General features: G+C 64.1%; 10 protein-coding genes and 2 pseudogenes. 3 read left to right on the top strand and 9 right to left on the bottom strand.

What is annotated here, in order from left to right; translation table 11 throughout:
• The 3 genes and pseudogenes from EOA79_RS26265 to EOA79_RS33780 form a co-directional block, all read left to right on the top strand.
• Positions 1-741, top strand: a pseudogene (locus EOA79_RS26265) (S41 family peptidase); the annotation flags it as partial.
• Between the two features lie 211 nt (positions 742-952).
• A complete protein-coding gene (locus EOA79_RS33785) occupies positions 953-1,240 on the top strand; it encodes a hypothetical protein (protein WP_095800099.1) in 288 nt (95 codons plus the stop codon).
• Positions 1,241-1,429: 189 nt separating this feature from the next.
• The gene (locus tag EOA79_RS33780; RefSeq protein WP_245322288.1) at positions 1,430-1,648 is read left to right on the top strand and encodes a CorA family divalent cation transporter; all 219 of its coding nucleotides are present in this window, start codon (positions 1,430-1,432) and stop codon (positions 1,646-1,648) included.
• Between the two features lie 4 nt (positions 1,649-1,652).
• On the opposite strand, the gene EOA79_RS26250 is transcribed toward EOA79_RS33780, so the two are convergent.
• The 9 genes and pseudogenes from EOA79_RS26250 to EOA79_RS26210 form a co-directional block, all read right to left on the bottom strand.
• A complete protein-coding gene (locus EOA79_RS26250; RefSeq protein ID WP_095823665.1) occupies positions 1,653-2,339 on the bottom strand; it encodes a glutathione S-transferase family protein in 687 nt (228 codons plus the stop codon).
• A gap of 9 nt (positions 2,340-2,348) precedes the next feature.
• A complete protein-coding gene (gene rarD, locus EOA79_RS26245) occupies positions 2,349-3,278 on the bottom strand; it encodes an EamA family transporter RarD (protein WP_095800101.1) in 930 nt (309 codons plus the stop codon).
• An 82-nt stretch (positions 3,279-3,360) separates the two neighbouring features.
• Positions 3,361-4,977 carry a citramalate synthase gene (cimA, locus tag EOA79_RS26240; RefSeq protein ID WP_095823666.1) on the bottom strand — a complete coding sequence of 539 codons (1,617 nt, stop codon included), beginning with the start codon at positions 4,975-4,977 and terminating at the stop codon, positions 3,361-3,363.
• Positions 4,978-5,041: 64 nt separating this feature from the next.
• Complete coding sequence (gene pip, locus EOA79_RS26235) at positions 5,042-6,007, bottom strand: prolyl aminopeptidase (protein WP_095823667.1); 966 nt, start codon at positions 6,005-6,007, stop codon at positions 5,042-5,044.
• Complete coding sequence (locus tag EOA79_RS26230) at positions 6,004-6,480, bottom strand: GFA family protein (RefSeq protein ID WP_095777832.1); 477 nt, start codon at positions 6,478-6,480, stop codon at positions 6,004-6,006. Before EOA79_RS26230 ends, pip begins: the two co-directional genes overlap by 4 nt.
• On the bottom strand, positions 6,477-6,968 hold the full coding sequence (locus tag EOA79_RS26225) for a GFA family protein (protein WP_095823668.1): 492 nt from the start codon (positions 6,966-6,968) through the stop codon (positions 6,477-6,479). Before EOA79_RS26225 ends, EOA79_RS26230 begins: the two co-directional genes overlap by 4 nt.
• An 18-nt stretch (positions 6,969-6,986) precedes the next feature.
• On the bottom strand, positions 6,987-7,373 hold the full coding sequence (locus tag EOA79_RS26220; RefSeq protein WP_066997387.1) for a VOC family protein: 387 nt from the start codon (positions 7,371-7,373) through the stop codon (positions 6,987-6,989).
• Positions 7,370-7,789: a DUF559 domain-containing protein gene (locus tag EOA79_RS26215; RefSeq protein WP_281058585.1), complete on the bottom strand. Its 420-nt coding sequence runs from the start codon at positions 7,787-7,789 to the stop codon at positions 7,370-7,372. Before EOA79_RS26215 ends, EOA79_RS26220 begins: the two co-directional genes overlap by 4 nt.
• Positions 7,790-8,056: 267 nt before the next feature.
• Positions 8,057-8,619, bottom strand: a pseudogene (locus EOA79_RS26210) (cysteine--tRNA ligase); the annotation flags it as partial.

The following is an 8,619-nucleotide window of genomic DNA, read 5'->3' as shown; positions in this document are numbered from 1 at the left end:
CCGCAGCGCCGCGACTGGGTGAAGATTTTTCCCAAGGGCCGCGCGCCCTGGCCGCTGCAGGATCAGGAACAGCCGTTCCGCTGGCGCGATGCGCCCGAACTCGATGGCATCGTCGCCGAGATCAGACGCAACGTCGACGGCAAGACCGGGAAGATCGCCGATTTCCTGGCTGAGGTCGAAGCCGCCCGGGTCCGCCTCGGCCGCAAGAACCTCGTCCTCGACATGCGCTTCAACACCGGCGGCAACTTGATGCTGACCCGCGATGCGCTCAGTTCCTGGCCGTCCCGCGTCAAACCGCCGGGACGGCTGTTCGTGCTGGAAAGCCCGATTACCTTTTCGGCGGGAATTGTCGACGTCGCCTATCTCAAGCAGGCTGGCGGGGACAGGGTCACACTGGTCGGCGAAGCGCCCGGCGACCGCATGATGTTCTTCGCCGATCAGCAGCAGGTGACGCTGCCGCATTCGGGCCTCATGCTGCAGTCCGCGACGCAGCGCTATGACCTTCAAAACGGCTGCAAGGCCTACGCCGATTGTTTCGTCGGCATGGCGCAACCGAGTTCCGCCACGGGCACGACGCCCGTGCTTGTCGCCACCATCGACAAAGGCAAGGGCCGCAAGCCGGTTGCGCTCAAGACGCTGGAGCCCGACATTGCCGCGCCATGGTCGATCGACGATCTGCTCAAGGGTCGCGATCCCGGAATGGCGGCCGTTCAGGCGGCGTTGGCGGGACAGCAGGAGTAGGACTGTTCAGTCTCGATGCTTTTATCACTGGCGCCAGCCGCGGGCTGGACTTGCCTTCGCGCAGGCGCCTGCCGGCGCTCAGGTCACGCTCGGCCTCGTCCGGTAGAGCACCGGCTCCTTCCTGGTCACCACCGGCTACAGCCAAGGGAACCGCCGCTTCCTTTCGCTGTTTCATAACAGAAGGGACATTGCCGCTTCCAGGAGATGATGAATGAAACGGCTTCTTCTCGCTTCAGCCATTGTGGCCATGTCCGCCGGCCTTGCGATGGCGCAATCCAGCAGCACCACCAGCGGATCGTCCACGACGACGACCACCACGACAACGACACCCAGCACACAGGACACCGACTCGACCACCACGGGCGCGACCAATTCGGCAAAGGACTGCGCGCCTGGCCAGCAGACCGGCAGCGCGAAGCAGGCAGCTCCCGGACAGCAGGATACCGATGCGAAAACGGCCGCGCCTGGCCAGATGAAAAAGACCACCGAAGGCTGCTAGCGAAGGCCAGCCCGTCCCAGATTGCCAGGGGCGGGCTTTCCCTTTCATGGGCGGCCCATCTTATCTGGTCTGAGCGGCAGCGGCTCGCTCAGACGTGGAGGCTTATCCTAACGGAAGCGATCGGCGATATGGCGGCAAGGCCGCGCGCATCCGCTGCATCATGACGGCGAGCAGCTGCAGGACGAGTCAATGGCGAAGCTGACTGAGCGGTTGAACCAGCTGCTCTACATCCTCTCCGTCATGACCGCGGTGCTGCTGCCGATGACCATCATCTCCGGCCTGTTCGGCATGAATGTCGGCGGGCTCCCGCTGGTCGACACGGCGCTCGGCTTCTGGGTGGTGACGGCGATAGCGGTCGTCGTCGCCGGGATCGTCTACATGGTCGTGCGACGGCTGGGCCGGATTTAGCGTCTTATGCGCTCGCGCGCAGATCCTCGACGACAGTACCGGCCGCGCGGACTTCCGCCTCATGGTCCGGCTCGCGCCATGTCTCGGCGAGACCGGCCGCATACCATTCGCGCATGGCAGGCAGATCGAGCAACCGCTTGGGATAAGCAGCGGCGGCGCCCTCGAATGCCAGTCCATAGGACTGTGCCCGGAAAACGACCGGAGCGAAGAAAGCATCGACCGCGGTGAAGTGGTCTCCGGCTAGGAACGGTCCGCCGAAGCGCGCAAGGCCGTCGTTCCACAAGTCGCCCAGGCGGAAGAGATCGTGCTTCAGCGCATCGGACATCGATGCCAGATTGACGCGCACGCCACAGCTCATCGGGCAGTCATTGCGCAGCGCGGTAAAGCTCGAATGCATTTCGGCGGCGGCGGAGCGCGCCCATGCGCGCGCTTTCGCATCGGCCGGCCAGACGCCTCGATGACGCTCTGCCAGATATTCGACGATCGAGAGCGAATCCCACACCGCCCAGCCATCGTCGACCAGGCAGGGCACGCGGCCATTCGGCGAGAATGACCGGAAGAGGCTGAAACTTGAACCGGTCGGGAACGGCGTCAGCCGCTCCTCGAAGCGAATGTCGAGGGTCCGCATCAGCAGCCAAGGCCGCAGCGACCAGGACGAATAGTTCTTGTTGCCGATATAAAGCTGGTACATTTGCCGCCCTCACCTCGTCGCGGGACCCGCCTGGCGAACCTCGCGCCCTCTGAACATCGACCAGCTGTACATGGCCAGCGCAGTCCAGATAAGGGCGAAAGCTATGGCCTGCGTGGTGCCGAACGGCTCATCGAAGATCAGGACGGCGATCAGGAACACCATCGTCGGCGCGATATATTGCATGATGCCGATGGTGGAGAGGCGCAAAAGCCTGGCGCCGAAGGCAAAGAGCAGAAGCGGCACCGCGGTCACCGGGCCGCAGCCGATCAGCAGCGCGGTGTCGGCGCCGGTGCTGGAGATGAAATGGTCCTGTCCCGCGGCGATCAGGTAGGCAATGTAGCAAAGCGCCGGCACCGACAGCAAAAGAACTTCGAGCAGAAAGCCCTGGCTCGGCCCGATCGGCAGCGTCTTGCGGAAGAAGCCGTAGGCGGCGAAGGAGAAGGCCAATGCCAGCGATACCCAGGGTAATTTGCCGGCCTCGACAGTAAGCACGGTCACCGCAATGGCGGCCAGCGCCACCGCCGCGATCTGCAGCCGGTCGAGCCGTTCGCCGAGGAGAACGGCGCCGACCACCACGCTGACCAGCGGGTTAATATAGTAGCCGAGCGCCGTCTCGACCGTGCGGTCGACTGCGATCGCCCAGACATAGATGCCCCAGTTGACCGAGATGAGCGTCGCCGTCAGCGCCGCCATGGCGAGGCTTTTCGGCGAGCGGATCGCGGCCTTGAAGTCGGCGGTGCGGCCGGCCCAGACCAGCACGGCAGCGGCGATCGGCACCGACCAAACGATCCGGTGCGAGATCACCTCGATCAGAGGCAGGTGCGCCACCGCTTTCATGTAGAAGGGCAACAGCCCCCAGAGGAAATAGGCGCCGAGGGCCAAAAGGAAGCCGCGGCGGGCCTTGGCGTCTTGATCGAGATCGGCTGTTGCGGTGACCATGGCCCAACGCTATGGCCCAGGGGACCGTCCAAGACCATCGCAAAATTCTGATGGATCAATGGACTTTTGATGATGGTTCAACCTACTCCGCCGCGACTAAGCCAGCCATATCACGGTTCTTCATCAGCTTGTAGATGATCGAATCCATCAGCGCCTGGAAGGAGGCGTCGATGATGTTTTCCGATACGCCGACCGTCCACCAGCGGGCGCCGGTGGAATCGTGCGATTCGATCAGCACTCGGGTGATGGCTTCGGTGCCGCCGTTGAGAATGCGCACCTTGAAGTCGGCGAGCTCGAGGTCGACGATCTCGTTCTGATACTTGCCGAGATCCTTGCGCAGCGCGATGTCGAGCGCGTTGACCGGGCCGTGGCCTTCGGCCACCGACATCTTCTCCTCGCCGTCGACCATCACCTTCACGATCGCCTCGGACACGGTCTTCAGGTTGCCATTGGCATCGAAGCGGCGCTCGACCATGCAGCGGAACGAGGTGACGTTGAAGAACTCCGGCAGGCCGTGCAGCGTCTTGCGGGCCAAGAGCTCGAAGGAGGCGTCGGCGCCCTCATAGGCGTAGCCTTCGGCCTCGCGCTCCTTGACGATGGCGATGAGCGCGTCGAGCCGGCTGTCGTCCTTCGGCACGTCGATGCCGCGCCGCTTCAATTCGGCGAGGAAATTGGCCTTGCCGCCCTGGTCGGAGACCATGACACGGCGGCGGTTGCCCACGGCTTCCGGCGGCACATGCTCGTAAGTCGCCGGCTCTTTGGCCAGCGCCGAGGCATGGATACCCGCCTTGGTGGCGAAGGCGGATGAGCCGACATAGGGCGCCTGAGCTTCCGGCGCGCGGTTGAGCAACTCGTCGAAAGCGCGGGAGAGCCGCGAAATGCCGGTCAGTGCTTCGGCCGAAATGCCTGTCTCGAAGCGATCGGCGAAGGCCGGCTTGAGCGCGAGCGTCGGGATGATTGTGACCAGATTGGCGTTGCCGCAGCGCTCACCGATGCCGTTCAGCGTGCCCTGGATCTGGCGCACACCGGCCTCAACGGCGGCAAGGGAATTCGCCACCGCCTGGCCGGTGTCGTCATGGGCATGAATGCCGAGATGGTCGCCAGGGATGCCGCCCGCGATCACCTTCTCGACGATGGCCCGCACTTCCGAAGGCTGCGTGCCGCCATTGGTGTCGCATAGCACCACCCAGCGCGCCCCGGCATCATAGGCCGTCTTGGCGCAGGCCAGCGCGTAAGCCGGATTGGCCTTGAAGCCGTCGAAGAAATGCTCGCAGTCGACCATCGCCTCCTTGCCGGCGGCGACCGCCGCCTGGACCGAGACCTTTATCGACTCAAGGTTCTCCTCGTTGGTGCAGCCGAGCGCCACGCGCACGTGATAGTCCCAGCTCTTGGCGACGAAGCAGATCGCGTCCGACTTCGATTGCACCAGCGCCGCCAGCCCCGGATCGTTGGAGGCCGAAACCCCTGCCCGCTTGGTCATGCCGAAGGCGACGAATTTCGCGCTTTCCGTGCGCTTCTGATGGAAGAAGGCGGTGTCGGTCGGGTTGGCGCCGGGATAGCCGCCCTCGACATAGTCGATGCCGAATTCGTCAAGCAGCTTGGCGATCGCGATCTTGTCCTCGACGGAAAAGTCGATGCCCGGCGTCTGCTGGCCGTCGCGCAGCGTGGTGTCGAAGAGGTAGAGGCGTTGCTTCATCATGGCTGTAGCTCGAAAAGTCGAGATCCTTCGCGCCGGGGGCGCCGTAGAGCACAAACCTGCATGGTTATTTGCCTGCGTATTTATCCGTCGCCCGGATCAGCCGGTCCAGAATCCCCGGCTCCGAATACGAGTGGCCGGCGCCCTCGATGAGGTGGAAATCCGCCTTCGGCCAGGCCTTGTGCAGCGCCCAGGCATAGCGCGCCGGGCACGGCATGTCGTAGCGGCCGTGGACGATGGTGCCGGGGATGTCCTTCAGCTTCCAGGCATCGCGCAGCAGCTGTCCTTCTTCCAGCCAGCCGGCATGGACGAAATAGTGGTTCTCGATGCGGGCGAAGGCGATGGCATAGTCGTCCTGGCCGAAAGGCGTGCTGGTTTCCGGCTCCGGCAAAAGCGTGATCGTCTCGCCTTCCCACAGACTCCAGGCAAGCGCCGCCTCGACCTTCGCCTTGCGGTCGGTGCCCACCAGCCGCTTGCGGTAGGCGGCCATCATGTCGCCGCGCTCGGCCTCGGGGATCGGCGCGAGAAAACGCTCCCACTTGTCGGGAAACATCTCGGAGACGCCGAACTGATAGTACCATTCGAGCTCGGCGCGGGTGAGCGTATAGATGCCGCGCACGACGAGCTCGCTGACGCGCTCGGGATGCGTTTCGGCATAGGCGAGCGCCAGCGTCGAGCCCCACGAGCCGCCGAACACCAGCCATTTGTCGAAGCCCGCCATCTCGCGCAGGCGTTCAATGTCGGCGACGAGATGCCAGGTGGTGTTGGCTTCCAGCGAGGCATTGGGCGTCGACTTGCCGCAGCCGCGCTGGTCGAACAGGATGACGTCGTAGAGTTTCGAGTCGAACAGCCGCCGGTGTTTGGGCGAGATCGTGCCTCCAGGGCCGCCATGCAGGAATACGGCTGGCTTGGCGCCTTTGGTGCCGCAGCGCTCCCAATAGATGGTGTGGCCATCACCGACATCGAGCATGCCTGTTTCGAACGGCTCGATCTCGGGATAGAGCGTGCGCAAGGAGCTGCTGTGGATCGTCATAGTTTCAGTCCCTGCTGCGGCCAGTTGGCCGTCTCGTGATCGGGATGCTGGAAGGAGATGATCTGCTCCTGCCGTCGATAGTAGTCGGGGTCGTCGTGGACCGGCGCCTCGAAGATCTTCTCCACCCAGGGCAGCCGCACCGCGTAGTTGACCTGGATCTGCGGCGCCAAGTCCGAACGATCGTCGAAGGCACCGATGGCGATCTCCAGCCCGCCCGGCTGGCGGTAGGTGAGCGGCGTGCCGCAGCGGCGGCAGAAGCCGCGATCGATGTTGACCGAGGACTGGAAATAGCTCGGCTCCTCATGGGTCCATTCGACGCCATCCTTCGGCACCGTCACCAGGGCGCCAAAGAAATTGCCGAACTGTTTCTGGCACATGCGGCAATGGCAGATGGACGGGCGCCCGAGCTTGCCGTGGACGCGGAAGCGCACGGCGCCGCACTGGCAGCCGCCGGTTCGAATTTCATCGGTCATGGTTTTTCCTCCGGCGGCCATTGGTCCGTGTCGTGATCGGGATGTTGATAGGAGACGAGCTCGGCGAGATAAGGCGCCGACGAAATATCGCCCATCGTCTCCTCGGAGGGCAGTTTCGAAACGCCGTCGACATAGGGAAGCTTCGCTTCGACGCCCCACTGGATGGTTGGCGCGATGCCGGCCGGGTCGTCGAAGGCGGCGATCGCCAGCGCCACGCCGTCCGGCGCCTCGAAGGTCAGCGGCGTGCCGCATTCGGCGCAGAAGCCGCGCCATGCCGCGCTGGACGAGCGGAAGCGCTTCGGCCCGCCGCGCGTCCAGTCGAGCCTGGCGCCGCGCACCGAGACCAGCGGCAGATAGAAATTGCCGCTCGCCTTCTGGCACATGCGGCAATGGCAGACCGAGGCATCGCCCAGCGCGCCCTCAACGCGGAAACGTACGGCGCCGCACTGGCACCCGCCCGTATAGACCGGCCGGTTATCAAGGCTCATCGATCCCTCCCATCGAGCTCACTCCGGATCATGGCAGACCGCCTCGACATTGTTGCCGTCGGGATCGAAGACGAAGGCGCCGTAATAATTGGGGTGGTAATGCGGACGCAGCCCCGGCCCGCCATTGTCCTTGCCGCCGGCCGCAAGGGCCGCGGCATGGAAAGCGTCGACCTCGGCGCGGCTGCGCGCGGTGAAGGCGACATGCTGATGGTCCTTCGGCTTCTCCTTGCCCGCGCTCAGCCAGAACACCGGCCGGTCGCGGCCATAGCCGCCGACCTTGGCGCCGGCGGTATATTCCTCCGGCACCATGTAGAGCAGCGAAGCGCCAAGCGGCGCCATCGCCTTGTCGTAGAAGGCCTTGGACTTTTCGAAATCGGAAACGCTGATGCCGAGATGATCGATCATGGAACGAGCTCCTGCGTTGCGGTCTCCGGCACTTCGGCGCCGGCCAGGCCGGCCGCAATGACGATGTGCTGGCAGACATTGTCGATATCGCGGATCACGTCGTCGTTCCAGAAGCGCAGGATGGTCCAGCCGCTTGCAGCTAGATAGCCACTTCTTGCCTCGTCACGGTTTAAGTGTTCCGCATCGCCATGCTGGCTGCCATCGACCTCGACTATGAGGCGATGGGCCGAGCACGCGAAATCAACGATATAAGGCCCGATCGGCACCTGCCGCCGGAAGCTCATGCCCATCAAGCGGTGGGCACGCAACTCGTTCCAAAGTTTCAGCTCGGCATCCGTCATGGCACGCCGCATGGACTTGGCGTTATTGCGCTGACGGGATGGAACGAGGTCGTGACCATAGCTACACGCCCTCACGTTTGCGACTAACGAAATCGCACGCCCGAGCTAATCTCCCCCCTTGCGGGGGAGATGTCCGGCAGGACAGAGGGGGGTGCTGTCCCGCCGACGTAGCAACGAGAGAGTGCTGCCCTCCTAGGAAATAGCGGGTGTGTGAGTGGGAAAACTCAAACCCTGGAGTTCCTTCGCACCCCCCTCTGTCCTGCCGGACATCTCCCCCGCAAGGGGGGAGATTGGACGTCACCGGGGCCTCCGCCAGTCCTGAAACGATCCCCTGCGCCACCCTCACCGCTTGATCTCCCAGGTCGTCACGCGCTGGCCGGTGACCGGATCCTTGCCGTCCTTGAGCTGAACGCCCTGCGCCAGAAGCTCGTCGCGGATGCGGTCGCCTTCGGGCCAATTCTTATCGGCGATGAACCTCAGACGCCTGGCGATCGCCGCAGCGATCACGGTTTCGTCCACCTTCGCTGCGCCGACATCGAAACCCAGAAAGGCAAGCGCCGCTTTCAGTGAAGCCGCGGCGGCGTTCTCGCCGGCGCCAGTGAACTCCACCGCCTCGCCGGCAAGCTGCGTCAATCGCTGAAAGGCAGTGTAGGTGGCGAGGTCGTCGGACAACGCCTCCAGCACGTATGCCGGCAGGTCCCTCGCCGCCGCGGGTGCAAGGTCGGCCGCACGTTTCCATTTGCGCAGCGTGTTTTCCGCCTCCTCCAGCTTGCGCACGGAAAAGTCGATCGGCTCGCGGTAATGCGTCATCAGCATCGCCAGCCGCAGCACCTCGCCCGGCCATTTCCTGCCGCCGAAAGTCTCGGTCTCCAAGAGCTCATGGATCGAATAGAAATTGCCGAGGC

Origin of the sequence: Mesorhizobium sp. M1A.F.Ca.IN.020.03.2.1, from assembly GCF_004023205.1 — a bacterium.
In the GTDB taxonomy this organism is placed as follows: Bacteria; Pseudomonadota; Alphaproteobacteria; order Rhizobiales; family Rhizobiaceae; genus Mesorhizobium.
The sequence above is the reverse complement of the archived record's forward strand: the minus strand, read 5'-3'. Positions and strand labels throughout refer to the sequence as shown.